23 protein-coding genes are annotated in these 24221 nt (G+C 59.1%); 21 read left to right on the plus strand and 2 right to left on the minus strand.

Translation table 11 applies throughout. The features are described from left to right. Positions 1 to 29 precede the first annotated feature (29 nt). From B9Z39_RS13510 to B9Z39_RS13545, 8 genes are read left to right on the plus strand one after another with little or no spacing between them, the layout of a single operon-like run. Positions 30 to 1232, plus strand: coding sequence for a hypothetical protein (locus B9Z39_RS13510; protein WP_100147132.1), 1203 nt, complete (start codon positions 30 to 32; stop codon positions 1230 to 1232). Further along, on the plus strand, positions 1232 to 2146 hold the full coding sequence (locus tag B9Z39_RS13515) for a pilus assembly protein PilP (RefSeq protein WP_100147131.1): 915 nt from the start codon (positions 1232 to 1234) through the stop codon (positions 2144 to 2146). The genes B9Z39_RS13510 and B9Z39_RS13515 overlap by 1 nt, the downstream gene beginning before the upstream one ends. Then, positions 2143 to 3660, plus strand: coding sequence for a type IV pilus secretin PilQ (locus B9Z39_RS13520; RefSeq protein WP_369908133.1), 1518 nt, complete (start codon positions 2143 to 2145; stop codon positions 3658 to 3660). The genes B9Z39_RS13515 and B9Z39_RS13520 overlap by 4 nt, the downstream gene beginning before the upstream one ends. Before the next feature lie 11 nt (positions 3661 to 3671). Continuing rightward, positions 3672 to 4223: a shikimate kinase gene (locus B9Z39_RS13525; protein ID WP_108302046.1), complete on the plus strand. Its 552-nt coding sequence runs from the start codon at positions 3672 to 3674 to the stop codon at positions 4221 to 4223. 19 nt (positions 4224 to 4242) lie between these two features. Next, positions 4243 to 5346 carry a 3-dehydroquinate synthase gene (gene aroB / locus B9Z39_RS13530; protein ID WP_108302047.1) on the plus strand — a complete coding sequence of 368 codons (1104 nt, stop codon included), beginning with the start codon at positions 4243 to 4245 and terminating at the stop codon, positions 5344 to 5346. Continuing rightward, complete coding sequence (locus B9Z39_RS13535; protein WP_108302048.1) at positions 5343 to 6482, plus strand: deoxyguanosinetriphosphate triphosphohydrolase; 1140 nt, start codon at positions 5343 to 5345, stop codon at positions 6480 to 6482. The genes aroB and B9Z39_RS13535 overlap by 4 nt, the downstream gene beginning before the upstream one ends. Continuing rightward, positions 6479 to 7714, plus strand: coding sequence for a CynX/NimT family MFS transporter (locus tag B9Z39_RS13540; protein WP_108302049.1), 1236 nt, complete (start codon positions 6479 to 6481; stop codon positions 7712 to 7714). The genes B9Z39_RS13535 and B9Z39_RS13540 overlap by 4 nt, the downstream gene beginning before the upstream one ends. After that, positions 7711 to 8271 (plus strand): DUF1415 domain-containing protein, encoded by a 561-nt coding sequence (locus B9Z39_RS13545; protein WP_108302050.1) that lies wholly within the window; start codon positions 7711 to 7713, stop codon positions 8269 to 8271. Before B9Z39_RS13540 ends, B9Z39_RS13545 begins: the two co-directional genes overlap by 4 nt. A gap of 304 nt (positions 8272 to 8575) precedes the next feature. On the opposite strand, the gene B9Z39_RS13550 is transcribed toward B9Z39_RS13545, so the two are convergent. Both B9Z39_RS13550 and B9Z39_RS13555 read right to left on the minus strand, forming a co-directional pair. Beyond that, entirely contained in the window at positions 8576 to 8971 is a 396-nt protein-coding gene (locus B9Z39_RS13550; protein ID WP_100147125.1) for a type II toxin-antitoxin system VapC family toxin, read from the minus strand. Next, a complete protein-coding gene (locus B9Z39_RS13555; protein ID WP_100147244.1) occupies positions 8968 to 9213 on the minus strand; it encodes an Arc family DNA-binding protein in 246 nt (81 codons plus the stop codon). The genes B9Z39_RS13550 and B9Z39_RS13555 overlap by 4 nt, the downstream gene beginning before the upstream one ends. 131 nt (positions 9214 to 9344) lie before the next feature. On the opposite strand from B9Z39_RS13555, the gene B9Z39_RS13560 reads away from it, so the two are divergent. The 13 genes from B9Z39_RS13560 to B9Z39_RS13620 all read left to right on the plus strand — a co-directional run bounded on the left by B9Z39_RS13560 (position 9345) and on the right by B9Z39_RS13620 (position 24219). Then, the gene (locus B9Z39_RS13560; protein WP_108302051.1) at positions 9345 to 10538 is read left to right on the plus strand and encodes an ATP-binding protein; all 1194 of its coding nucleotides are present in this window, start codon (positions 9345 to 9347) and stop codon (positions 10536 to 10538) included. A gap of 7 nt (positions 10539 to 10545) precedes the next feature. Then, entirely contained in the window at positions 10546 to 11400 is an 855-nt protein-coding gene (locus B9Z39_RS13565; RefSeq protein ID WP_108302052.1) for an SAM-dependent methyltransferase, read from the plus strand. A gap of 30 nt (positions 11401 to 11430) precedes the next feature. Next, positions 11431 to 12138 carry a transposase gene (locus tag B9Z39_RS13570; protein ID WP_108302053.1) on the plus strand — a complete coding sequence of 236 codons (708 nt, stop codon included), beginning with the start codon at positions 11431 to 11433 and terminating at the stop codon, positions 12136 to 12138. A 116-nt stretch (positions 12139 to 12254) separates the two neighbouring features. Then, positions 12255 to 17018: a glutamate synthase-related protein gene (locus B9Z39_RS13575; protein ID WP_108302054.1), complete on the plus strand. Its 4764-nt coding sequence runs from the start codon at positions 12255 to 12257 to the stop codon at positions 17016 to 17018. Positions 17019 to 17053: 35 nt separating this feature from the next. Then, positions 17054 to 18535, plus strand: coding sequence for a glutamate synthase subunit beta (locus tag B9Z39_RS13580; protein ID WP_108302055.1), 1482 nt, complete (start codon positions 17054 to 17056; stop codon positions 18533 to 18535). Between the two features lie 78 nt (positions 18536 to 18613). After that, the gene (locus B9Z39_RS13585) at positions 18614 to 19447 is read left to right on the plus strand and encodes an ABC transporter ATP-binding protein (RefSeq protein WP_108302056.1); all 834 of its coding nucleotides are present in this window, start codon (positions 18614 to 18616) and stop codon (positions 19445 to 19447) included. Continuing rightward, positions 19444 to 20220 (plus strand): lipid asymmetry maintenance ABC transporter permease subunit MlaE, encoded by a 777-nt coding sequence (mlaE, locus tag B9Z39_RS13590; protein WP_100147117.1) that lies wholly within the window; start codon positions 19444 to 19446, stop codon positions 20218 to 20220. The genes B9Z39_RS13585 and mlaE overlap by 4 nt, the downstream gene beginning before the upstream one ends. A 15-nt stretch (positions 20221 to 20235) precedes the next feature. Next, on the plus strand, positions 20236 to 20718 hold the full coding sequence (gene mlaD / locus B9Z39_RS13595; RefSeq protein WP_108302057.1) for an outer membrane lipid asymmetry maintenance protein MlaD: 483 nt from the start codon (positions 20236 to 20238) through the stop codon (positions 20716 to 20718). After that, positions 20715 to 21467, plus strand: a complete 753-nt coding sequence (locus B9Z39_RS13600) for a VacJ family lipoprotein (RefSeq protein WP_100147115.1) — start codon at positions 20715 to 20717, stop codon at positions 21465 to 21467. The genes mlaD and B9Z39_RS13600 overlap by 4 nt, the downstream gene beginning before the upstream one ends. A 45-nt stretch (positions 21468 to 21512) precedes the next feature. Then, the gene (locus B9Z39_RS13605; protein WP_108302058.1) at positions 21513 to 22178 is read left to right on the plus strand and encodes a phospholipid-binding protein MlaC; all 666 of its coding nucleotides are present in this window, start codon (positions 21513 to 21515) and stop codon (positions 22176 to 22178) included. Between the two features lie 3 nt (positions 22179 to 22181). Then, positions 22182 to 22472 carry a lipid asymmetry maintenance protein MlaB gene (locus B9Z39_RS13610; protein ID WP_108302059.1) on the plus strand — a complete coding sequence of 97 codons (291 nt, stop codon included), beginning with the start codon at positions 22182 to 22184 and terminating at the stop codon, positions 22470 to 22472. 50 nt (positions 22473 to 22522) lie between these two features. After that, positions 22523 to 23443, plus strand: a complete 921-nt coding sequence (locus tag B9Z39_RS13615) for an ABC transporter ATP-binding protein (RefSeq protein ID WP_100147112.1) — start codon at positions 22523 to 22525, stop codon at positions 23441 to 23443. Beyond that, entirely contained in the window at positions 23440 to 24219 is a 780-nt protein-coding gene (locus tag B9Z39_RS13620; protein WP_108302060.1) for an ABC transporter permease, read from the plus strand. Before B9Z39_RS13615 ends, B9Z39_RS13620 begins: the two co-directional genes overlap by 4 nt. The last annotated feature ends 2 nt before the right edge of the window (positions 24220 to 24221 follow it).

The following is a 24221-nucleotide window of genomic DNA, read 5'->3' on the forward strand; positions in this document are numbered from 1 at the left end:
CTGCGACTTTGACCCGCCCAGGAGATTTCATGCACCTGCCTCTGTGGTTTTTGCCACGCCGCCCACAGCGCCAATGCGTGGCCGGTTTGGCCTTCGGTGTGGATGGGGCTTGGGTGGTGGTCCTGGAAGGAAGCTTGGAGGCCGCGCAGCATTGCTGTTGTGTTGAACCGCTGGTGTTGCCCGACGGGCTGGTGCAGGGTGCGTATGTGATGGATCCATTGGCCCTGGGTCAGTGGCTCCAGGTTTGGTTCAGCGATCATGGCTGGCAGCCCCAAGGTGTGTGTTTGGCGCTGGATGACACCTGGCTCACGCGGCAAACAGTGACCTTGTCTGCGCAGTTGTCTGACCGCGATGTGGCGTTCCAGTTGGCTGCCGAGTTGGCACACACCCAAAACGTCGATCCTGCGCAAGTCTGCTGGACTTACCAAGTGGTGACACCCGCAGGGCCTGACGCGAGCGCTGCCCAGGTGTCTTACGCGCTGGGCTTTTTGGCGCCGGACCCGGTGGCACGTTTGCAAGCCATGGCCAAGGCGGCAAGGGTGCGGGCTTGGGTCGTCGAGCCCCGATCCGAGGCCACCCAACGTGCGCAGGTGCATCCCATGGCACAGGGTTGGATGGGTGAGGCCGCATCGCCCTCGGCCCACGTGGCGTTAGGTTTGGCGCTGGCGGCTTGGGCAGAAACAGGATTGAATTTTTTACCCCACCGCCGCTGGGCACGGCAACGCCGCCAGCGTGCGTGGGCTCAGCAATGGGTGGGGGTGATGGGGGTCAGTGCTGTGTTGAGCTTGGTGCTGACGGCAGCGCTTCGTGCCGCCACGCAGGCGCAACAACACCTGCTGCGTGACCCAGCCACACTGACGCAGGCTCTGGCCGATGCCCGCAGCACCCAGCAAAATGTTGCGCTGGCGCAGCGGCAATTGGACGCACAGCGCCAGTGGCTCCAAACCCAGCAACGCCAGCAGCAGCAAACCCTCGAGTGGCATGCGGCCTTGGGTCATGCAGGCACCTCGTTGCGGGTGACGCATGTGCAACAACAAGATGCCCATTGGGTGGTTCAAGGCGAAGCCCCAGAGGTTGCGCACGTTCAGCAGTGGTTGGAACAACTGACGGCCTTGTCTGTGTGGCAACGTGCGCCCGAGCTGCACCAATTGCAGTTCATGCGCTCAACCTCAGGCGCAGGTGCATGGGTCTGGCACTTTCGCATCGAAGCTGATTTGAAAGGTGCCCACTGATGTTGGAGGCCCTTCAGCTTTGGTCTGGTGCGTGGCGTCAGTTGTGGGCTTGGCATTGCGCCCACCCCAAAGCGTCGTGGCTGGCCGCCGTGTGCTTGGGCGCTGCGTGGGTGTCGCCTTGGACGGTGCTGACACTGCAAACATGGGGGGACGTTCAAGAAGCGCGCGATCAACAGGCGGCGCAACAACATGACTTGGAGCAGTTGGCGAAAAACAATGCGCAGCAGCAGGACGGCATGGCCGTCACGCCTGGGTTCAACGTGGTGCCAGATGGCGTGACCCGCTTGAGCGAGGGCGCGCGTGAACAGCACTTGCAACTGTCTGCGCTGAGCGTTGGCAAGCCGGTGCGTGTGCTACGCACAAACAACGTGGCGTGGCAACAACTCCCAGTGACTTTTGCCCTGCATGGGGCGTGGACAGACTGGCTTGCTTGGGTGTCGCGCTGGCCGGATGTGTTGCCAGGCGCAAGCCTGTCTGTGCTCGACCTCAAGGTGCGCCCAGACGGTGCTGTCAGCGCGCAACTGTCGATGGCCTTGCCCCAACGGTTGAGCGCCACGTTGTCCGCCAGCCCGCTCCCACAGGCACAGCAGCATCCAAGTTTTGCGCCTTGGATGGCCACGGAGCTGAACCGGCCGCGTCAACCTCTGGAGGGGTTTGCGCGCGAGCACTTGCGCTACATCGGCCACATTGCCCAGGCGGGACGCATGCTGGCGGTGGTACGCGTGGTCGAGCCTGGGCAGACCACGCAAACCCAAGTCCACACGGTGGCTGTGGGCGCCTACCTCGGACAAGACTTTGGCCGGGTGGAGGCGATGGATGCCCAGCAACTGCGCGTGCGAGAACTGGTGCGTGACGCCAGCGGCACTTGGCAAACCCGCTCGGTGAGTTTGCCTTTCATGGAGACCTTGCCTTGACCTACACACTGTGTTCACGTTGCCGTGTCCTCTTGCACTGTGCGTGCTTGAGTGTGTGCGCTTGGTTCTTGCTTTTGCCTTCAGCCAAGGCGCAAGACCCCGCACCTGCGTACAGCGGCCAGCCCATGTCGATGAATTTTCAAACCATCGAGGTGCGCACCGCTTTGCAAATCGTGGCCGACTTCACCGGGCTCAACATCGTCACCTCTGACAGTGTCACGGGCTCCTTGACCTTGCGCTTGCAGCAAGTGCCGTGGGATCAGGTGCTCGACATCATCACCCAGGCCAAAGGCCTGAGCCAGCGCCGTCAAGGCAATGTGATTTGGGTGGCACCCCGCGCCGAGGTGGCTGCGCGTGACAAGCTGGAGTTTGAAAGCCGCCTTGCTCTGCAAAACCTAGAGCCCTTGCAGACCCGCAGCTTTGTGCTCAATTACGCCAAGGCGGTCGATGTGGTGGCTCAAATTCAAGGCACAGGCTCTGCTCCTATGCCGTCTTCATTTGCAGGCTGGGGCAGCAACACGGGCAGCAACAGTTTTGCCAATCCCGCGTTCAGTGCGGCGGCGCTGGGTGGTGCGACCAGCAACGCTGCGCGCATCTTGAGCGTGCGTGGCAGCGCCATGGCCGAGCCACGCACCAACCAATTGTTTGTCACTGACATTCCCACACGCTTGGACCAGGTGGCCGAGATGATCGCCAAGATGGATGTGCCGCTGCGCCAGGTGATGATTGAGGCGCGCATTGTGCAAGCCTCTGACACCTTTGGCCAAACCTTGGGCGTGCGTTTGGGTGGCTTGGGGCAAGTCGGCTCTCAAACCGTGGTGGGCCCCACCAGCACCAATGCCTTGGCCAACGCCAACCCCACCGCCTTGCAAGGCACCAGCTTCAACATCGCCGACAAAGCCCTCAACACCACGGGGCAGTTCGTCAACTTGCCAGCCGCTGCGATCAATGGCTTTGATTCGGCCAGCTTTGCGGTGTCGATCTTCAATGCGTCCAAAAACAAGTTTTTGAATTTAGAGCTGTCTGCTTTAGAGGCCGATGGCAAAGGCAAGGTGGTGTCGAGCCCGCGCGTGGTCACCGCAGACCAAACCAAAGCCATCATCGAACAAGGCACCGAATTGCCCTACCAAGTGGCTGCGGCCAGCGGGGCGACGTCGATTGCTTTTCGCAAGGCCAACCTCAAGCTGGAGGTCACGCCGCAAATCACCCCTGAAGGCGGCATCGTGCTCGACCTGGATGTGCACAAAGACAGCGTGGGCCAATCCACTTCTGCTGGGTTTGCGATTGATACGAAACACGTGGCCACCCAAGTGCGTGTGGACAACGGTGGCACGGTGATGATTGGTGGCATTTTCGAGAGCAGCGAACAAGACGACGAGTACAAAGTGCCGTTCTTTGGTGATTTGCCGGTGCTGGGCTATCTGTTCAAAAACCGCCGCCGCAGCACCTCCAAGCAAGAGTTGCTGGTGTTCATAACCCCTAAAATGCTCGACCAAAGTGCATCCGCACGTTAAGAAAGCACACCTTGTTGGTTTTGGTTGGTCTGCCGGGTTCTGGCAAATCTACCGTGGGGCGACAACTTGCCCGACGGCTCAATATCCCTTTCGTTGATTCGGATCATGCGATTGAGCAGCGCCTGGGCTGCTCGATTCGCGATTTTTTCGAGCGCGAAGGGGAAGACCGCTTTCGTGACGTAGAAGCTGAGGTGCTCGACGAGTTGAGCCAGCGTCCACATGGCGTGCTCTCCACCGGGGGCGGGTCTGTGTTGCGCCCTGAAAACCGCGAGCGTTTGCGTCAACGCGGTCAGGTGTTTTATTTGCGCTCTAGCCCCGAAGAAGTGTTTCGCCGCTTGCGCCATGATCAAAACCGCCCGCTGCTGCAAGTGGCCGACCCACTTGGGCGCTTGCGCGAGTTGTTCGCCATGCGCGATCCGCTGTACCGCGAAGCCTCGCATTACGTGATTGAAACCGGGCGACCCACCGTGGCCTCGTTGGTCAACATGATCGTGTCGCAGCTGGAGTTGGCAGGCCAGCTCGACGCGGTCACGGCACCCCCGCCGTCTTCTTCTGTTGCTTGAAATTTCAAAGGCGTCTGCCATGTCTGCTTCTCCCCTCGCTCCTGTGTCTGTGTCGATTGATTTGGGCGAGCGCAGCTACCCCATCCTGATTGGCCCGCAACTGCTTGATGAGCCTAGCACCTGGGCTGATTTGCCACGGGCCAGCAGCGCTGTGATCGTCACCAACGACATCGTGGGGCCGCTCTATGTGGCGCGCTTGCAAGCGGCTTTGGCAGGTCAGTACCCGCACATCCACACCGTGGTGCTGCCAGATGGGGAAAGCCACAAAGACTGGCCAACTCTGAACCAAATTTTTGACCTGTTGCTGGCCCAAGGTTGCGACCGCAAAACCGTTCTGTTTGCCTTGGGCGGCGGTGTGGTGGGCGACATGACGGGGTTTGCTGCCGCCTGTTACATGCGCGGTGTGCCTTTTGTGCAAGTGCCCACCACCTTGCTGGCCCAGGTGGACTCGTCGGTCGGAGGCAAAACTGCCATCAACCATCCGCTGGGCAAGAACATGGTGGGTGCCTTCTACCAACCCCAGCGCGTGGTGTGCGATTTGGACACCCTGCAAACTTTGCCCGCACGCGAGATGAGCGCAGGCTTGGCCGAGATCATCAAGTACGGCCCGATTGCCGACATGGCATTCCTCGACTGGATCGACGCCCACCTCGATGCCCTGATGGCACGTGACCCGAAAGCACTGGCACACGCCGTGCAACGCAGCTGTGAAATCAAGGCCTGGGTGGTGGGGCAGGACGAACGCGAGTCGGGCCTGCGCGCCATCCTCAACTTTGGCCACACCTTTGGCCACGCCATCGAAGCGGGTTTGGGCTTTGGGGTCTGGTTGCACGGTGAGGCCGTGGGTTGCGGCATGGTGATGGCCGCCAACTTGTCGCAACGCCTGGGGCTGGTCGATGCGGCGTTTGTCAGCCGCTTCACGGCCTTGCTGGCGCGTGCGGGCTTGCCCACGGTGGGGCCACAACTGGGCACCGACGTTTACCTGCACCACATGCGGGTGGACAAAAAAGCCGAAGCCGGCGATATCCGTTTTGTGCTGATCCACCCGCCCGGCAGCGCCGTGGTGCGTGGTGCCCCCGATGCGGTGGTGGCCGAGGTCATCACCGCGTGCTGCCAAGGATGAACACCTCAAGCCTCGCCGTGTTTGCCTGCGATCCGGCGCAATCGCGCGGACGCCGACACACCGAAGTCGAAGCGCACCTGCTCGCGCCCAACGTGCGCAACCCGCACCAGCGCGACCGCGACCGCATCGTCCACTCCACCGCATTTCGGCGCTTGGTCTACAAGACCCAGGTGTTCTTGAACCACGAAGGCGATTTGTTTCGCACCCGCATGACGCACTCGCTGGAGGTGGCGCAACTGGGGCGCTCCATTGCACGCGCCTTGCGTTTGAACGAAGACTTGGTCGAGGCCGTGGCCTTGGCCCATGACCTGGGCCACACACCGTTTGGCCATGCCGGCCAAGACGCGCTCAACGAATGCATGGCGCCCTATGGCGGCTTTGAGCACAACCTGCAAAGCCTGCGTGTGGTGGATGAACTCGAAGAGCGCTATCCGGCCTTCAACGGCTTGAACCTGAGCTTTGAAACCCGCGAAGGCATCTTGAAGCACTGCGCGCGGCGCAACGCCGAGTTGATCGAGGCGCAAGAGCCCGACGGTGTGGCCACCCGTTTTTTGAACGGCACGCAACCCAGCCTGGAAGCCCAACTGTGCAATCTGGCCGACGAGATTGCCTACAACGCGCACGACATCGACGACGGCGTGCGCTCAGGGCTGCTGACTTTGGAGCAAATGCACGAGGTGCCGCTGTTCGCACGCTACTGCGAACAGACCTTGGCCGAATACCCGCAACTGCAAGGTCGCCGTGTGCTGTACGAAACCATCCGCCGCATGCTCAGCGATCAGGTGTATGACGTTGTGGCCGCCACCCAGGCTGCGCTGGCGCAGCACGCCCCGGCCAGTGCCGATGCGGCGCGTGCCTGCCCACCGTTGATGCAGTTCAGCGACGAGATGCGGGCACAGTCCAAGGCGCTGAAGTCGTTTTTGTTTCGTAATCTCTACCGTCACCCGCAGGTGATGCAGACCACCGACTGGGCTCGTGGCGTGGTGCGCGAGTTGTTTGCCGCCTACTTGGCCAAGCCCCACGAAATGCCTGCTGCTTACGCCCAGCGCCCGGACGTGCCGCGTGCTGTGGCCGACTACCTGTCGGGCATGACTGACCGTTTTGCCACCCGCGAACACACACGCTTGACCACATGACCTCCACTCGTTCTTGGATTCACCCGTCCTGGGTGGTGGTGCTCGCTGGCGTGTGCGCGGCCTTGCATGTGGGCAAAATTCCGCCCGCGTTGCCGGTGCTGCAAGCGGCTTTGTCGTTGAGCCTGGTGCAAGCAGGCTTTTTGCTCTCGATGGTGCAACTGGCTGGCATGACGCTGGGCTTGGTGGTGGGCTTGAGTGTGGACAGCGTCGGCTTGCGCCGCAGCATGTTGGCAGGTTTGGGGCTGCTCACGCTGGCCAGTGCCTTGGGTGGTTTTGCCACGGGCATCGACGCCTTGCTGGTCTTGCGTGCGATGGAGGGTTTTGGCTTTTTGTGGGTGGTCATGCCTGCGCCTGCTTTGATTCGCCGCTGTGTGTCGGCGGCTCAGCTCAACGCTCGCATGGGTCAGTGGAGTGCTTACATGCCCTTGGGCACCGCCACCGCTTTGTTGGTGGGCTCGTGGGTGCTGTCGGTGTGGCGCTGGCCCGTCTGGTGGTGGTGCCTGAGCGGTGTGTCGGCCCTGGCGTGGTGGATGGTGTGGACCGGCATTGCGCCCGATGTACCCCGTGCACCCTCTGCCCGAGTGGCCGCGAGCGAGGGTTGGCGACAACGTCTGCGCCAGACCTTGCGCGCACGCGGCCCTTGGTTGTTGTCGCTCACCTTTGGCGTCTATGCCGCGCAGTGGTTGGCGGTGATTGGCTTCTTGCCCACGGTCTATGCGGGCTTGGGTGTGGCCGAGGGTTTGTCGGGTTTGCTCACGGCGGGTGTGGCCCTGGCCAATATGGGTGGCAACTTGGCGTCGGGGCGCTTGTTGCAACGTGGTTGGCAGGGACGTCAACTGTTGTTCATTGGTTTTGGCAGCATGGCCTTGGGGGCTGTCGGCGCGTTTGGCGAATGGCAGGGTTGGGGCTTGCCCATGGCCGGGCGCTATGTGTCGGTCATCTTGCTGTCGGCGGTCGGCGGCTTGATCCCCGGCACCTTGTTTGCGCTGGCCATGCGCTTGGCACCGAGCCCTGACACGCTGTCGACCACCGTGGGGTGGATGCAGCAGTGGTCGGCTACCGGGCAGTTCTTTGGTCCGCCTGTGGTGGCTTGGGTCGCGGCCAGCATGGGCGGTTGGCAATGGACCTGGGCGGTCACGGGCAGTTGTTGCCTGGTGGGCATGGGCTTGGCCGTGGCCATTGACCGTGCGCTGCGTGTGGTGGCCCCGCGTGCGGGACAAGGCCTGTCATGACCGACTCCGAACGCACCGCCATCGAAGACACCCAAACCTGGTTGATGCAAGCCGTGGTGGGTTTGAACTTGTGCCCGTTTGCCAAAGCCGTGGTGGTCAAAGACAGGGTGCGTTACCGCGTGTGCTCCTCTGCCGAGCCTGCCGACCTGTTGGCCATGCTGCGCGACGAGTTGCAACACTTGGCTGAGGCAGACCCGGAGCAACTCGACACCACCTTGCTGATTGCGCCCCATGCCTTGCCCGATTTTTTGGACTTCAACGACTTCTTGAGCGACTGCGACGCTGTGTTGCAAGACCTGGCGCTAGACGGCGTGCTGCAAGTGGCCGACTTTCACCCGCGCTACCAATTTGGCGGCACGGATGTGGACGACATCAGCAACTTCACCAACCGCACGCCGTACCCCACGCTGCACTTGTTGCGCGAGTCGAGCATCGACAAGGCAGTGGCGGCCTACCCGGATGCGTCGCTCATCTTTGAGCGCAACATCGAGGTGCTGAACACGCTGGGGCATGAGGGGTGGCAGGCGTTGGGGGTGAGGGCGCGGGTGGCTAGGTAGCTGCTGTGGTGTGTCAAGGGCTAGCCCGGATATTTCACGCTATTCCAATATGGGGGCGGCTGATGCATTTTCGAGCCCGTGCAGGAGTAGACGTGGTCCAGCGATGGGCTTTGCGGATCAAGTGTGGTGACGCCGCTGCATTTGGACGCGAAGGCCTCCACCCCGGCTTGGGTTGCGGGTCAGTTTTGTGTCGATGCGTGGGCCAGGCGCTGATTTCTATCTCAGGGAGAGCGCAACATCGCGATCGGAACTGCCTCGCGTCAGGGATCTGTCGGTTCAACGTGGACGCCGGATAACTTGGGCGTTAGCCCGTAGAAAGAGCAATGGCGCGCTTCGGAAACGCTCGTAGGAGCTTCTTGTCCATGGTGACCAATTTCGTGTCGAGCTTCATCGCAAGGGCAATGAATTCGCAGTCGTATGCGGAGCAGTCACTGTCGCGCACGAGTTCAAGAACAGCAACAGATTCAAGCTCGAACTCCGCGCCCTCAAGCAGGCTCTCCGCTTCTCGTTGGAGACTGTTCGCCTGTTCAAAGGTGATGGCTTTGCGTCGCATGTATCCCGCCAGAATGTTGCGGAACTCGCTGCGCCAGAGAATGGGCGCAGCCCAGTCCGAATCATGCTCAAGTAGCGCTTCGGCGGCGGCTGTGTACTCACCAGGCAAATACAAATACGCCAACACGTTGGAATCGACCACGATCATGGGCGGTCCTCGCGCTTTGCGGCATCAATGTCACGCGCGCGGAATTTGCCGGCGGCTAAGGTTGCCCGTAATTCCCGTGCACGGGCAATGCGTTCGCTGGGCATCATCTTTGTCGGCATCAGTACCGACTCTAGGCACACGATAGCCTCACTGTTCAGGCTCCGGCGGTGCATTTCTGCTGCAAGCTTGAGGCGGTCATACACGGCTTCAGGAATATTCTTCAGTGTCAAAGTGGTGGGCACAGCACTCTCCATCCATAATGAAACCATTATGGTTCCACTTGACGGCCTCGATCAAGGTGTTGCGGGCGCACTGTCGGGAGTAAATGGAAAATAACCATGTATTTTCTCTGTCGAATAGATAAAATACATGGATGTATCAACGCCAATCCCAGCAAAAACTCATTCAACTCTTGCAGCAGTTTCCTGCCGTAGGCTTGCTTGGGCCGCGTCAGGTGGGCAAAACCACGTTGGCTTTTGCCCAGAAGGCGCTGTATCCAGATGCGCTCTATTTGGATCTTGAGCTGCCTTCCGCACAGAGGCAGTTGGATGACACCGAAGCCTTCTTAATGGCACATGCGCAGCAGTTGGTCATTTTGGATGAGGTGCAACGCATGCCCGAGTTGTTTGGTGTTTTGCGTGGTGTGATTGATCAGCGTCGCCGCATGGGTCAAGCCAGCGGGCAGTTCTTGTTGTTGGGTTCGGCCACTGGGGTGTTGTTGCAACAGTCCAGTGAAAGCTTGGCTGGTCGCGTGGCCTATGTGGAACTGCCGCCGCTTCAAGCGACCGAAATTTTCACGGGCACTCACAGCGTGGCAGACCTCAATGCATTGTGGGTGCGTGGCGGTTTTCCTTTGTCATGGTTGGCGAAAACCGATGCAGACAGCATGACCTGGCGCGAGGTGTTCATTGCCACCTATTTGGAAAAAGACATTCCTGCCCTCGGCCCCCGCATACCCGCCACCACCTTGCGGCGTTTGTGGACCATGCTGGCGCACCACCAAGGCGAGTTGTTGGATCAGTCCAAGTTGGCCGCTGCGTTGGCAATCAGTGGTCAGACCGTAAGCCGGTACATCGACTTGCTGTGCGACTTGATGCTGGTGCGCCGCCTGCCCGCATGGCATGGCAATGTGGGCAAGCGTTTGATTCGCGCGCCTAAGGTCTATGTGCGCGACAGTGGCTTGGTGCATGCCTTGTTGGGTTTATCGAGTCTCGATGCTGTGCTGGGACACCCCGTGGCGGGCTTAAGCTGGGAGGGGTTTGTGGTGGAGCAGTTGATCAACGCAGCGTCGCAAGCCGAGGCCAGCTTTTACCGCACCAGCAACGGCGCCGAGGTGGACTTGGTGCTGACATTTCGAAATCAAGAAACATGGACGATTGAAATCAAACGCTCCAGTGCGCCCAGCGTGTCTAGAGGCTTTTATCAAGCTGCCACAGACTTAGGGCCAGCACGCAAATTGTTGGTGGCGCCTGTTGCGCAAACTTACCCCATGAAAGAGGGCATTGAAGTGGTGGATGTGATGACCGCCATCCGCTGGGTGACCGAACAAAATCAAAGCAACAGTTAAAAGCAATATGTCCAAACACAAACCAGCCGCAGCCCCCAAACTGCTCGACCTCGACCTGCGCCCCGGCCAATCCATTGAGCTGCTCAAAGAGCTGCACATCCTCACGCGCGAGGGCAAGCTCAACCAAGATTCGCGGCGCAAACTCAAGCAGGTCTATCACCTGTTTCAGTTCATCGACAAGCTGTTGAAAGAGCTGCCCGTCAGCGAGAGTGGGCCCACCTTGGCCGACCACGGGGCAGGCAAGTCGTATTTAGGTTTCATCATTTACGACCTGTTTTTCAAGGCGCTGGGGCGGGGCCACATTTACGGCATTGAAACTCGGGCTGAATTGGTGGCCTCCTCTCAGGCGCTGGCGCAGCGTTTGGGGTTTGAGCGCATGCAGTTTCTCAACCTCAGTGTGGCCGAGTCGGCGCACAGTGATGCGCTGCCCGCGCACATCGATGTGGTCACTGCGCTGCACGCCTGCGACACCGCCACTGACGACGCCATTGCGTTTGGCCTGCAAAAGACAGCCCAGTACATGGTGCTGGTGCCTTGCTGCCAGGCCGAGCTGGCGCGCGTGCTCAACCAGCACAAAGCCCTGAACTTGCAGCGCACACCCTTGGCGGAGCTGTGGCGTCATCCGTTGCACACCCGCGAGATGGGCAGCCAACTCACCAACGTGTTGCGCTGCTTGTACCTGGAGGCGCAGGGCTACCAAGTCACCGTCACCGAGCTGGTGGGTTGGGAGCACAGCATGAAAAACGAACTCATCCTGGCCAAGTACACTGGCCAGAAAAAACGCAGTTCTGCGGAGCGTTTGCAGTCCCTGTTGGAAGAATTTGGCTTGCAAGAACTGGCTCAGACGCGCTTCAAAATTTAATAGGGGTCAGAACCCAATTAACATGGTGTCATGGCTCGCCTTCCCCGTCTCACCGTCACCGGCTATCCGCACCACGTCATCTTGCGTGGCAACAACCGGCAAGATATTTTCAAAGCCACCGCCGATTACCAGCGCATGCTTGATTTGTTGGCCGAGCACAGCAAAGTGCAGGGTGTGGACATTCACGCCTATGTGCTGATGAGCAACCACCTGCACCTGCTGGTCACGCCCCAACTAGACCAAGCTTTGCCCAAGATGATGCAAGCGGTGGGCCGCAGCTATGTGCAGGTGTTCAACAAAGTCCATGGCCGCACGGGCACGCTGTGGGAAGGGCGTTACCGCTCCACGCTGATTCAAACCGACCGTTATTTGCTGGCTTGCATGGCCTACATCGACCTCAACCCTGTGCGCGCCCACATGGTGGCGCAGCCCGAAGACTATGTGTGGTCCAGCCATGCGCATTACATCGGGCGGCGCAGCGACCGCTTGGTCACGCCCCATGCCTTGTATTGGGCTTTGGGTAACACCCCATTTGCCCGCGAGGCGGCGTACGCCGAATTGGTGCGAGCCGGTATCAGCGCGGACCAACAGGGTGCATTGACCGATGCCACGCTCAGTGGTTGGGCGCTGGGTGACGACCGCTTCAAGGCCAGTTTGCAGGTACAAACAGAACGCCGTTTGAGCAAAACCAAGGCGGGACGGCCTTTTTCCAAGGGCGATAAACCTGTCCCCAATTAATTTCTTGTCGTTTCGGTGCGTCAATTAATTGGGTTCTGACCCCAATTAATTTGCTTGGCATAGATGGTGCAGTGCAGTATCCTCTCACCCCCGCTGAATATTTAGAGGAACGCGCCATGACCACGGCTGCCCAAAAAGCACAACTGCAACATCAGGGTTTGTACGACCCTTCGAACGAACATGACGCCTGCGGCGTGGGTTTTGTGGCCCACATCAAAGGGGTCAAGAGTCACGCCATCGTGGGCCAGGCTTTGAAGATTCTGGAAAACCTGGACCACCGGGGTGCGGTGGGCGCAGATGCCTTGATGGGCGACGGCGCAGGCATCTTGATTCAGCTGCCCGATGCGCTGTACCGGGAAGAGATGGCCAAACAAGGCGTGACCTTGCCGACCATGGGCGAATACGGTGTGGGCATGGTGTTCTTGCCCAAAGAGCATGCATCCCGTCTGGCCTGTGAGCAAGAGTTGGAGCGTGCGGTGCTGGCCGAAGGCCAGGTGCTGCTGGGCTGGCGCGATGTGCCCGTCAACCTTGACATGCCCATGTCGCCCACGGTGCGCGCCAAGGAACCGATCATGCGCCAGATCTTCATTGGTCGCGGCAACAACGTGATCGTGCAAGACGCCTTGGAGCGCAAGCTGTATGTGATTCGTAAAACCGCCAGCGCAGCGATTCAGAGGTTGAACCTCAAGCACAGCAAAGAATATTACGTGCCCAGCATGTCCAGCCGCACGGTCATCTACAAGGGCTTGTTGTTGGCAGACCAAGTGGGCACGTATTTCAAAGACTTGTCTGACGAACGCTGCGTCTCGGCCTTGGGCCTGGTGCACCAACGTTTCTCAACCAACACCTTCCCCGAGTGGCCGCTGGCTCACCCGTATCGCTATGTGGCGCACAACGGCGAGATCAACACCGTCAAGGGCAACTACAACTGGATGAAGGCTCGTGAGGGCGTCATGTCGTCACCCGTGCTGGGCGACGACTTGAAAAAGCTCTACCCCATCAGCTTTGCCGACCAATCAGATACCGCCACGTTTGACAACTGTTTGGAGTTGTTGACGATGTCGGGCTACCCCATCAGCCAGGCCGTGATGATGATGATTCCCGAACCCTGGGAACAGCACACCACCATGGACGAGCGTCGCAAGGCCTTCTACGAATACCACGCCGCGATGTTGGAGCCCTGGGATGGCCCAGCTTCCATCGTGTTCACCGATGGTCGCCAGATCGGTGCCACGCTCGACCGCAACGGCTTGCGTCCATCGCGTTACTGCATCACCGATGACGACATGGTGATCATGGGCTCAGAATCCGGCGTGTTGCCCGTGGCCGAAAGCAAGATCGTGCGCAAATGGCGTTTGCAGCCCGGCAAGATGTTCCTGATCGATTTGGAACAAGGCCGCATGATCGACGACGAAGAGCTCAAAGCGGGCTTGACCAACACCAAACCGTACAAGCAGTGGATCGAGAACGTCCGCATCCGCTTGGACGATGTGGAGCATCCTGTGGCCGGTGAGGGCAGTCAAGAGTTGCCCGTGGACGCCTCCGAGCCCCATGGTGTGGGGCTGGAAGATGCCAGCCCCGAACTGTTGGATTTGCAACAAGCGTTTGGCTACACACAAGAAGACATCAAGTTCTTGATGGCCCCCATGGCCATCAATGGCGAAGAGGGCATTGGCTCGATGGGCAATGACAGCCCCTTGGCTGTTTTGTCCAGCAAAAACAAACCGCTCTACAACTACTTCAAGCAGTTGTTTGCTCAGGTGACCAACCCGCCAATCGATCCGATCCGCGAAGCCATCGTCATGTCCTTGGTGTCTTTCATTGGACCCAAGCCCAACCTGCTTGACATCAACCAAGTCAACCCGCCCATGCGTTTGGAAGTGAGCCAGCCGGTGCTCGATTTCACCGACATGGCCAAGTTGCGCGACATTGAGCGACACACCCAAGGCAAGTTCAAGAGCGCAACCCTCAACATCGCCTACCCCTTGGCTTGGGGCCATGACGGTGTGGAAGCCAAATTGGCTTCCTTGTGTGCCGAAGCGGTGGATGCGATCAAAGGTGGCAAAAACATTTTGATCATCAGCGACCGTGGCGTGAGCGCCACCCAGGTGGCCATCCCCGCGGCGTTAGCACTGTCTGCCATTCACCAGCACTTGGTGCGCGAAGGTTTGCGCACCACCGCTGGCTTGGTGGTGGAGACGGGCAGCGCCCGTGAGGTGCATCACTTTGCTGTGTTGGCCGGTTATGGTGCCGAAGCCGTGCATCCCTACCTCGCCATGCAAACCTTGGCTGCCATGCACAAAGACTTGCCAGCCGATTTGTCGACCGACAAAGCGATTTACAACTACGTCAAAGCCATTGGCAAAGGTCTGTCCAAGATCATGTCCAAGATGGGCGTGTCGACCTACATGTCCTATTGCGGCGCACAGCTGTTCGAAGCCATCGGCATCAACACCGAAACCGTCCACAAGTACTTCACCGGAACACCCACGCGGGTGGAAGGGATTGGTATTTTTGAAATGGCGGAAGAAGCCATTCGCATGCACAAAGCTGCGTTTGGCGACAGCCCCATCTTGGCCAACATGCTCGACACCGGCGGTGAATACGCTTGGCGTGCCCGTGGCGAAGAGCACATGTGGACACCTGATGCGATTGCCAAGTTGCAGCACAGCACACGTTCGAACAACTTCAACACGTACAAAGAGTACGCCCAGATCGTCAACGACCAAAACAAGCGCCACCTGACTTTGCGTGGCTTGTTCGAGTTCAAGATTGACCCAGCCAAAGCCATTTCGGTGGACGAGGTCGAACCGGCCACCGAGATCGTCAAACGCTTTGCCACGGGTGCCATGTCTTTGGGCTCGATCAGCACCGAAGCCCACGCCACCCTGGCTGTGGCGATGAACCGCATCGGGGGAAAAAGCAACACCGGCGAAGGCGGTGAAGACCCTGCGCGTTACCGCAACGAACTCAAAGGCATCCCCATCAAACTGGGCGAGACCTTGAAGAGCGTGATCGGTGACGATGTGGTGGAAGTCGACATGCCGCTGCAAGCGGGCGACAGCCTGCGCTCGCGCATCAAGCAAGTGGCCTCGGGCCGCTTTGGTGTCACCGCCGAATACCTGTCGTCGTCAGACCAAATTCAGATCAAGATGGCCCAAGGTGCCAAGCCTGGTGAAGGCGGTCAGCTGCCAGGTGCCAAAGTGTCTGAGTACATCGGCAAGCTGCGCTACAGCGTGCCAGGCGTGGGCCTGATTTCGCCCCCGCCGCACCACGACATTTACTCCATCGAAGACTTGGCTCAGCTGATCCACGATTTGAAGAACGTGGCACCACATGCCGACATCAGCGTCAAGTTGGTGTCTGAAATTGGTGTGGGCACCATCGCTGCCGGCGTGGCCAAGTGCAAGGCCGATCACGTGGTGATCGCCGGGCACGACGGTGGCACGGGCGCATCGCCTTGGTCGTCCATCAAACACGCAGGCAGCCCTTGGGAAATCGGTTTGGCCGAAACCCAACAAACCTTGGTGCTCAACGGTTTGCGGGGTCGTATCCGCGTGCAAGCCGACGGCCAAATGAAGACGGGTCGTGACGTGGCCGTGGGTGCTTTGTTGGGTGCTGACGAGTTCGGCTTTGCCACCGCACCGCTGGTGGTGGAAGGCTGCATCATGATGCGCAAGTGCCACCTGAACACCTGCCCGGTGGGTGTGGCCACACAAGACCCTGAGCTGCGCAAGAAATTCACCGGCAAGCCCGAGCATGTGGTGAATTACTTCTTCTTCATCGCCGAAGAAGTGCGCCAGATCATGGCCCAACTGGGTATCCGCAAGTTCGACGACATGATTGGCCGTGCCGATTTGCTCGACATGCGCCAAGGCATCGAGCACTGGAAAGCCAGTGGCCTGGACTTCAGCCGTTTGCTGGCCGTGCCGCAAGTGGGTGCCGATGTGCCGCGTTTGCATGTGTCCACCCAAGACCACGGTTTGGAAAAAGCACTCGACCAAAAACTGATCGAGAAATCCAAGCCCGCCATCGAGCGTGGCGAAAAAGTGCAGTTCATGGACGTGACTCGCAACGTCAACCGCTCGGTCGGTGCCATGCTGTCTGGCGCGGTGACCAAGGTACACCCAGAGGGCTTGCCTGACGACTCCATCCGCATCCAACTCGAAGGCACGGGCGGTCAATCGTTCGGCGCGTTCTTGTGCAACGGCATCACCTTGTACTTGATTGGTGACGCCAACGACTACACCGGCAAAGGTTTGTCGGGTGGTCGTGTGGTGGTTCGCCCGAGCCTCGATTTCCGAGGCGAAGCGGTCAACAACATCATCGTGGGCAACACCGTGATGATTGGAGCCACACGCGGCGAAGCCTTCTTCGCTGGCGTTGCCGGCGAGCGCTTTGCAGTCCGTCTGTCGGGCGCCACCGCGGTGGTGGAAGGCACGGGCGACCACGGGTGCGAATACATGACCGGTGGCACCGTGGCTGTGCTGGGCAAAACGGGACGCAACTTTGCGGCTGGTATGAGCGGTGGCGTGGCCTATGTGTACGACGAAGACGGTCAGTTCAGCAAACGCTGCAACACGGCCATGGTGTCTTTGGAAAAGGTGCTGACCGCTGCTGAGCAAGAAGCCGCTTTGCCACGTGCCATTTGGCACCGTGACCAAACCGACGAAGCCCAGCTCAAAAAGCTGCTTGAAGACCACCACCGCTGGACCGGCTCCAAGCGTGCCCGCGACTTGCTGGACACCTGGGCTGAGTCACGTGGCAAGTTCGTCAAAGTCTTCCCCAACGAATACAAGCGTGCCTTGGGCGAGCTTCATGCTGCCAAGGAAGTGAAGGCATCCGTGGCCAAGGCTAAAAAAGCCGTTGCCGCCAAATAAGCCATTCAGCACGTTAGAGCAAAAGGACATACATCATGGGAAAAGTCACCGGCTTCATGGAAATTGATCGCATCGAGGAGGGCTACAAGCCCGTGCCTGAGCGCCTGAAGCATTACAAAGAGTTCGTCATCGGCTTGGATGACAAACAAGCCAAAGACCAAAGCGCGCGTTGCATGGACTGCGGCACGCCGTTTTGCAACAACGGTTGCCCGGTCAACAACATCATTCCGGATTTCAACGACTTGGTGTACCAGGGCGATTGGAAAAACGCGATTGAGGTGCTGCACAGCACCAACAACTTCCCCGAGTTCACTGGCCGCATTTGCCCCGCACCTTGCGAGGCAGCGTGCACCTTGAACGTCAATGGCGACGCAGTGGGCATCAAGTCCATCGAGCACGCCATCATTGACAAAGCTTGGGCCGAAGGCTGGGTCACGCCCCAAGCGCCTAAGCACAAGACTGGCAAAAAAGTGGCCGTGGTGGGCTCTGGCCCCGCAGGCATGGCCGCTGCACAGCAGTTGGCACGCGTGGGCCACGACGTGACCTTGTTCGAAAAGAACGACCGCATCGGTGGTTTGCTGCGCTATGGCATTCCAGACTTCAAGATGGAAAAGTCACACATCGACCGCCGTGCCAAACAGCTCGAAGCCGAAGGCGTGACCATCCGCACCGGCGTGATGGTGGGTGAGTTGCCCAAAGGTTCCAAAGTCACCAATTGGGCGGTCGAGACCATCAGCCCCGAGCAGCTCAAGAAAGACTTCGACGCGGTGCTCTTGACGGGTGGTTCCGAGCAGTCACGCGATTTGCCCGCCCCGGGCCGTGACTTGGCAGGCATTCATTTCGCGATGGAGTTCTTGCCCCAGCAAAACAAGGTCAATGCAGGCGACAAGTTGAAAGACCAGTTGCGCGCCGATGGCAAACACGTGGTGGTGATCGGTGGTGGCGATACGGGCAGCGATTGCGTGGGCACCAGCACACGCCACGGCGCCGCAGGTGTGGTGCAGTTCGAAGTCATGCCCATGCCACCCGAGCAAGAGAACAAGCCTCTGGTTTGGCCTTATTGGCCCCTGAAGCTGCGCACCAGCTCCAGCCACGACGAGAGCGCTGAAAAAGGTTTGCTCAAGCGTGAGTTTGCAATTTCGACCAAAGAGTTTGTGGGCGAAAACGGCAAAGTCACCGGTGTCAAAACCGTTCGCGTCGAATGGAAAGACGGCAAGATGGTCGAAGTGGCAGGCAGCGAAGAAATCATCAAGGCAGACCTCGTGCTGCTGGCCATGGGTTTTGTCAATCCTGTGGCCACCGTGCTTGACGCCTTTGGCGTGGACAAAGATGCACGTGGCAATGCCAAGGCCAGCACCGAAGTGACGGGGGGTTATGCCACCAACGTTCCCAAGGTGTTTGCGGCGGGCGACATTCGCCGTGGTCAATCTTTGGTGGTGTGGGCTATTCGCGAAGGCCGTCAGGCCGCACGCTCGGTGGATGAGTTCTTGATGGGCGCAAGCGACTTGCCCCGTTGACCAATACCCATCTTTACAAGTCTTTAACGACTTGGTTTTAAAATTGCAAAAGCCGGCACTCACCGGCTTTTGTTTTCTATGACCTCCATCCCAACTACCCCCACCGACTCCTCCGCTTTGGTCGAACTGCGCGACATCCGCTTTGGCTATGGCGAGCGCGTCATCTTGGATGGCATCAGCTTGACCGTGCCACGTGGCAAGGTCACGGCCTTGATGGGCGCTTCAGGTGGCGGCAAAACCACGGTCTTGCGCCTCATCGGCGGGCAGTACCGCGCCCAGTCGGGCAGCTTGACATTTGACGGCCAAGAAATCTCCACCCTCGACCAAGCGGGCTTGTATGCCGTGCGCCGTCGCATGGGCATGCTGTTTCAGTTTGGCGCTTTGTTCACCGACTTGAGCGTGTTTGACAACGTGGCGTTTCCCTTGCGTGAGCACACCGACTTGAGCGAATCCATGGTGCGCGACATTGTGCTGATGAAGCTCGAAGCCGTGGGCTTGCGCGGTGCGCGCGATCTGATGCCGTCTGAGGTGTCGGGTGGCATGGCACGTCGTGTCGCCTTAGCCCGTGCCATGGCCTTGGACCCGCAGCTGGTGATGTATGACGAGCCTTTTGCGGGCTTGGACCCGATTTCCTTAGGCACCGCTGCGCGTTTGATTCGCCAGCTCAACGACACCTTGGGGTTGACCAGTGTCATCGTGTCGCACGACTTGGACGAGACCTTCCACATTGCCGATCAGGTGATCGTGCTGGCCAACGGCAAGATCGCGGCACAGGGCACGCCCGACGAAGTGCGTCACAGCACCGACCCCTTGGTGCATCAGTTTGTCAGCGCAGCGCCTGAAGGGCCGGTGCGCTTTCATTACCCCGGCCCCTCCGTGGCGCAAGATTTTGGCGTGGGAGGTTCGCTATGAAGTTCATCGCCAATGTCGGCTTCGCCATTCGCAGCTACTTGGCCGACTTGGGGCAGGGCACACGTTTGTTCGTGCGCTTGGTCAGCTTGTTTGGCGACAACATGCGTCGCTTTGGCTTGGTGCGTGACCAAATCCATTTCTTGGGCAACTACTCGCTGGCCATCATTGCCGTGTCGGGTTTGTTTGTGGGCTTTGTGCTCAGCTTGCAGGGCTACTACACCTTGCAGCGCTATGGCTCGTCCGAGGCACTGGGCTTGCTGGTGGCCCTGAGCCTGGTGCGCGAGTTGGGCCCGGTGGTCAGTGCCTTGTTGTTCGCGGGCCGTGCCGGTACTTCGTTGACGGCCGAGATCGGTCTGATGAAAGCGGGCGAACAACTCAGCGCCATGGACTTGATGGCCGTGGATCCGGTGCGTCGCATTTTGGGTCCGCGCTTTTGGGGCGGCATCATCACCATGCCTTTGCTGGCGGCTGTGTTCAGCGCCGTGGGCGTGCTGGGTGGCTGGATGGTCGGCGTGCTCATGATCGGTGTCGACGCAGGGTCGTTTTGGAGCCAGATGCAAGGCGGTGTTGACGTTTGGAAAGACGTGGGCAACGGCGTGGTGAAAAGTTTTGTCTTTGGTGTCACCGTGACCTTTGTGGCGTTGCTGCAAGGCTACGAAGCGCAGCCCACGCCCGAGGGCGTGTCGCGTGCAACCACCCGCACGGTGGTGGTGGCTTCTTTGGCGGTGTTGGCGTTGGACTTTGTTCTGACCGCCATGATGTTCAGTATTTAAATTCGAGGCGACGCAATGCAACGCTCTAAAAATGATCTGTGGGTGGGTTTGTTTGTCCTGTTGGGGGCGGCAGCTATTTTGTTTTTGGCTCTCAAGTCGGCCAATTTGTTGAGCCTGAATTTTCAGTCCACCTACGCGGTGACAGCGCGTTTTGACAACATCGGTGGGCTGAAGCGCCAAGCCGCTGTCAAAAGCTCAGGCGTGGTGGTGGGGCGGGTGGAGTCGGTCACGTTTGACGACAAAACCTTTCAAGCCACAGTGACCATGGCCATGGAGAGTCGCTACAAATTTCCCAAAGACAGTTCTTTGAAAATTTTGACCAGCGGTTTGCTGGGCGAGCAATACATTGGCATTGAAGCCGGCTCTGAGGCCGAGAACTTGGCCAATGGCGACCGCATCCAGTCCACCCAATCTGCGGTGGTGCTGGAGAACCTGATCAGCCAATTCCTCTACAACAAAGCGGCCGACCCGGCCCCGGCCCAAGGCGCTGCCAAATGAGCGTGCGTTCTGTCAAGCATTGGGCACGCGCACTGGTGTGTGCCAGTGCGCTGGTGTTTCTGGGCGGCTGTGCCACAGGCCCTAACGCCAATCCGAAAGACCCGCTGGAGCCGATGAACCGCAGCATCACGCGTTTCAACGACAGCCTGGATGACAACGTGCTCAAGCCCGTCGCCACCGGCTACCGTGATGTCACGCCAGAGCTGGTACAAAAAGGCGTGCGCAATGTGTTCAACAACTTGTCGGACATGTGGTCAACCGTCAACAGTGGGTTGCAGCTCAAGGGGCGTGACACCGCCGAGTCGTTCATGCGCGTGGTGGTGAACACTGTGTTTGGTGTTTACGGCATCTTTGACGTGGCGACCGAGATCAAGTTGCAACGGCATCTGGAAGACTTTGGTCAAACCTTGGGTTACTGGGGTGTTCCGAATGGTCCGTACTTGGTGTTGCCATTGCTGGGCCCATCCACCGTGCGTGACACGGCGGGCTTGCCGTTTGACACATCGGCGGATGCGGTTCGTCAGGTAGAACATATTCCTACACGCAACAGCGCGATGGCTTTACGCATTGTTGAAAAACGGGCCAGTTTGTTGAATGCAGGCAATTTGCTGGAAGAAGCCTCGTTGGACAAATACAGCTTCACACGTGATGCGTATTTGCAATACCGTCGTTCGCAAATTTACGATGGCAACCCGCCCGACGAGGACGAGCCCGACTACAGCGCGGAACCCCCGGCGTCAGCCAAATAACGCGCTCAGCCGTTAACCACTCACCCCTTTCATGGATTCATACCAATGACCTGCTCCTCCATCACCCGCCGCAGTTGGACACGCGCATTCGCTGCGCTGATCCTGGGCTTGGTTTGTGGCGTCAGCCCCGCGGCTTTCGCTGCAGACGACACCGCCGACGCCTTTATCAAACGTTTGTCTACTGATTTGCTCGACACCGTCAAAGCCGACAAGACGATCCTGTCTGGCGACATCAACAAAATTTCAGTCCTGGTTGATCAGCGTGTCATGCCGCATTTGAATTTCCAGCGCATGACGGCATCTGCGGTTGGGCCTGGCTGGCGTCAAGCAAGCCCTGAGCAACAAAAGCGTTTGCAAGAAGAGTTCAAGGCTTTGCTGGTACGGACCTATGCGGGCGCGGTCAACCAAGTGAGTGACCAGTCCATCGTGGTCAAACCTTTGCGCTCAGCACCCGACGACAAAGAGGTGATTGTGCGCACCGAAGTGCGTGGCAAAGGTGACCCGATTCAACTGGACTACCGGGTCGAGAAAGCACCCGAAGCCCCCTCGGGTTGGCGCATTTACAACCTGAATGTGATGGGCGTGTGGTTGGTCGACAACTACCGTACCCAGTTCGCTCAGGAAATCAATGCCAAAGGTGTGGATGGTTTGATCGCTAGCCTGGTCGAGCGCAACAAATCCAACAGCCTGCGCAAAGCAGACGCCAAGTAAGCCATGACTGCCGCTGCTGTCTTGCCCGTGGCACTGCCTGCTGTCTTGACCCAGGCGCAAGCGCAGTCAGTCGCCGACGGTTTGGTGAAAACTTTGCTGGCCAACTTGGCGCAAGGAGGCCAAGCGGTGGTCGATGCGTCGGCGCTGACGCAGTTCGATTCGTCGGCCCTGGCCGTGGTGTTGGCTTGCCGTCGTGCCGTGTTGGCGCAGGGCGGACAGCTTCAAGTTCAGGGCTTGCCCGAGCGTGCGCAGGCCTTGGCGCGCGTCTATGGCGTGACCGATTTGCTCAACTGAGCGTTGCCGCCCGAAGGGTACTGGCAAAGCCTTAAAATCTAAGGCTTCCCATGCCAGCTATCTCTTTCCAATCCGTTTCCAAAACCTATGTCACCGCCCGAGGACCGTTCCAGGCCCTCGATGGTGTGCGCTTTGACATCGAGCCCGGCGAGTTTTTCGGCTTGCTCGGCCCCAATGGCGCAGGCAAAACCACCTTGATCAGCATCCTTGCCGGTTTAGGCAAAGCCACGGCAGGTGCCGTGACCGTGCATGGTTTTGATGTCAACACCCAAGCCGCTCAGGCGCGACGCCAATTGGGCGTGGTGCCCCAAGAGTTGGTCTTTGACCCTTTTTTCAATGTGCGCGAGACCTTGCGCTTTCAGTCGGGCTACTTTGGCGTCAAGCACAACGACGACTGGATTGACGAGTTATTGCATAGCCTTGGCCTGGCCGACAAAGCCCACCACAACATGCGCCAACTCTCGGGCGGTATGAAGCGTCGCGTTTTGGTGGCGCAGGCGCTGGTGCACAAACCGCCGGTCATCGTGCTCGACGAGCCGACCGCTGGTGTGGACGTGGAGTTGCGCCAAACCTTGTGGCAATTCATTGCCAAGCTCAACAAGCAAGGTCACACCGTGTTGCTGACCACGCACTACCTGGAAGAGGCCGAAGCCTTGTGCAGCCGCATTGCCATGCTCAAGCAGGGCAAGGTGGTGGCGCTGGAGAGCACCAGCGAGTTGCTCAAGGCCGCGTCCAGCAATGTGTTGCGCTTCAAGCTCGATGCCGAGTTGCCCGCTGCATTGGCGACCAAGGCGCGTGTCACCGGCCGCATCGTGCAACTGCCCGCCAATGATGCCTTGGAGATTGAGCGCTACTTGGCTGCGGTGCGTGAAGCGGGCTTGGTGGCCGAAGACATCGAAATCCGCAAAGCCGATTTGGAAGACGTGTTCTTGGACGTGATGGCTGCACATTCCGACGAGGTGCGCGTATGACCGGCTGGACCGCTCTGTTTTACAAAGAAGTGCTGCGCTTTTGGAAGGTGGGTTTCCAAACCGTGGCGGCACCTGTGCTGACGGCGGTGCTGTACCTGCTGATCTTTGGCCATGTGCTGGAAGACCGTGTGCAGGTCTACAGCGGCGTGAGCTACACCGCGTTCTTGATTCCTGGCTTGGTCATGATGAGTGTGTTGCAAAACGCGTTTGCCAACAGCTCATCGTCCTTGGTGCAAAGCAAGATCATGGGCAACTTGGTGTTCTTGTTGCTCACGCCACTGTCGCACTGGAGCTGGTTCTTTGCCTACACCTTGTCGGCCATGGTGCGTGGCTTGGTGGTGGGCTTGGGCGTGTTGCTGGTGACCAGCGTGTTTGTCTGGCAGTCCACCGTTGTTAGCGCTTCGTTGCTGCCTGCTTATCCGCTGTGGGCTTTGGTGTTTGCCGCTTGCGGCGCTGCCATGCTCGGTTGCCTGGGCTTGATTGCGGGCTTGTGGGCCGACAAGTTCGACCAAATGGCCGCGTTTCAAAACTTCGTCATCATGCCGATGACGTTTTTGAGCGGTGTGTTTTATTCCATCCATTCCTTGCCCAGCTTCTGGCAAAGCGTGAGCCACCTCAACCCCTTCTTCTACATGATCGACGGTTTCCGTTACGGCTTTTTTGGCCAAAGCGATGTCTCGCCATGGTTGAGCCTAGGGCTGGTGCTGACATGCCTGATTCTGGTCTCGGGCGTGGCGCTGCATTTGCTGCGCAAGGGCTACAAAATTCGAGGCTAACA

Origin of the sequence: Limnohabitans sp. JirII-29 (assembly GCF_003063395.1) — a bacterium.
In the GTDB taxonomy this organism is placed as follows: Bacteria; Pseudomonadota; Gammaproteobacteria; order Burkholderiales; family Burkholderiaceae_C; genus Limnohabitans.

Bases quoted from the DNA above. Each gene is read 5' to 3' on its own strand.
- B9Z39_RS13585 (WP_108302056.1), top strand. From the start codon at position 18,614: ATGACCTCCATCCCAACTACCCCCACCGACTCCTCCGCTTTGGTCGAA.
- B9Z39_RS13565 (WP_108302052.1), top strand. From the start codon at position 10,546: ATGTCCAAACACAAACCAGCCGCAGCCCCCAAACTGCTCGACCTCGAC.
- B9Z39_RS13560 (WP_108302051.1), top strand. From the start codon at position 9,345: ATGTATCAACGCCAATCCCAGCAAAAACTCATTCAACTCTTGCAGCAG.
- B9Z39_RS13610 (WP_108302059.1), top strand. From the start codon at position 22,182: ATGACTGCCGCTGCTGTCTTGCCCGTGGCACTGCCTGCTGTCTTGACC.
- B9Z39_RS13535 (WP_108302048.1), top strand. From the start codon at position 5,343: ATGAACACCTCAAGCCTCGCCGTGTTTGCCTGCGATCCGGCGCAATCG.
- B9Z39_RS13550 (WP_100147125.1), bottom strand. From the start codon at position 8,971: ATGATCGTGGTCGATTCCAACGTGTTGGCGTATTTGTATTTGCCTGGT.
- B9Z39_RS13620 (WP_108302060.1), top strand. From the start codon at position 23,440: ATGACCGGCTGGACCGCTCTGTTTTACAAAGAAGTGCTGCGCTTTTGG.
- B9Z39_RS13570 (WP_108302053.1), top strand. From the start codon at position 11,431: ATGGCTCGCCTTCCCCGTCTCACCGTCACCGGCTATCCGCACCACGTC.
- B9Z39_RS13615 (WP_100147112.1), top strand. From the start codon at position 22,523: ATGCCAGCTATCTCTTTCCAATCCGTTTCCAAAACCTATGTCACCGCC.
- B9Z39_RS13515 (WP_100147131.1), top strand. From the start codon at position 1,232: ATGTTGGAGGCCCTTCAGCTTTGGTCTGGTGCGTGGCGTCAGTTGTGG.
- B9Z39_RS13575 (WP_108302054.1), top strand. From the start codon at position 12,255: ATGACCACGGCTGCCCAAAAAGCACAACTGCAACATCAGGGTTTGTAC.
- B9Z39_RS13540 (WP_108302049.1), top strand. From the start codon at position 6,479: ATGACCTCCACTCGTTCTTGGATTCACCCGTCCTGGGTGGTGGTGCTC.
- B9Z39_RS13580 (WP_108302055.1), top strand. From the start codon at position 17,054: ATGGGAAAAGTCACCGGCTTCATGGAAATTGATCGCATCGAGGAGGGC.
- aroB (WP_108302047.1), top strand. From the start codon at position 4,243: ATGTCTGCTTCTCCCCTCGCTCCTGTGTCTGTGTCGATTGATTTGGGC.
- B9Z39_RS13605 (WP_108302058.1), top strand. From the start codon at position 21,513: ATGACCTGCTCCTCCATCACCCGCCGCAGTTGGACACGCGCATTCGCT.
- B9Z39_RS13545 (WP_108302050.1), top strand. From the start codon at position 7,711: ATGACCGACTCCGAACGCACCGCCATCGAAGACACCCAAACCTGGTTG.
- B9Z39_RS13600 (WP_100147115.1), top strand. From the start codon at position 20,715: ATGAGCGTGCGTTCTGTCAAGCATTGGGCACGCGCACTGGTGTGTGCC.
- mlaD (WP_108302057.1), top strand. From the start codon at position 20,236: ATGCAACGCTCTAAAAATGATCTGTGGGTGGGTTTGTTTGTCCTGTTG.
- B9Z39_RS13510 (WP_100147132.1), top strand. From the start codon at position 30: ATGCACCTGCCTCTGTGGTTTTTGCCACGCCGCCCACAGCGCCAATGC.
- mlaE (WP_100147117.1), top strand. From the start codon at position 19,444: ATGAAGTTCATCGCCAATGTCGGCTTCGCCATTCGCAGCTACTTGGCC.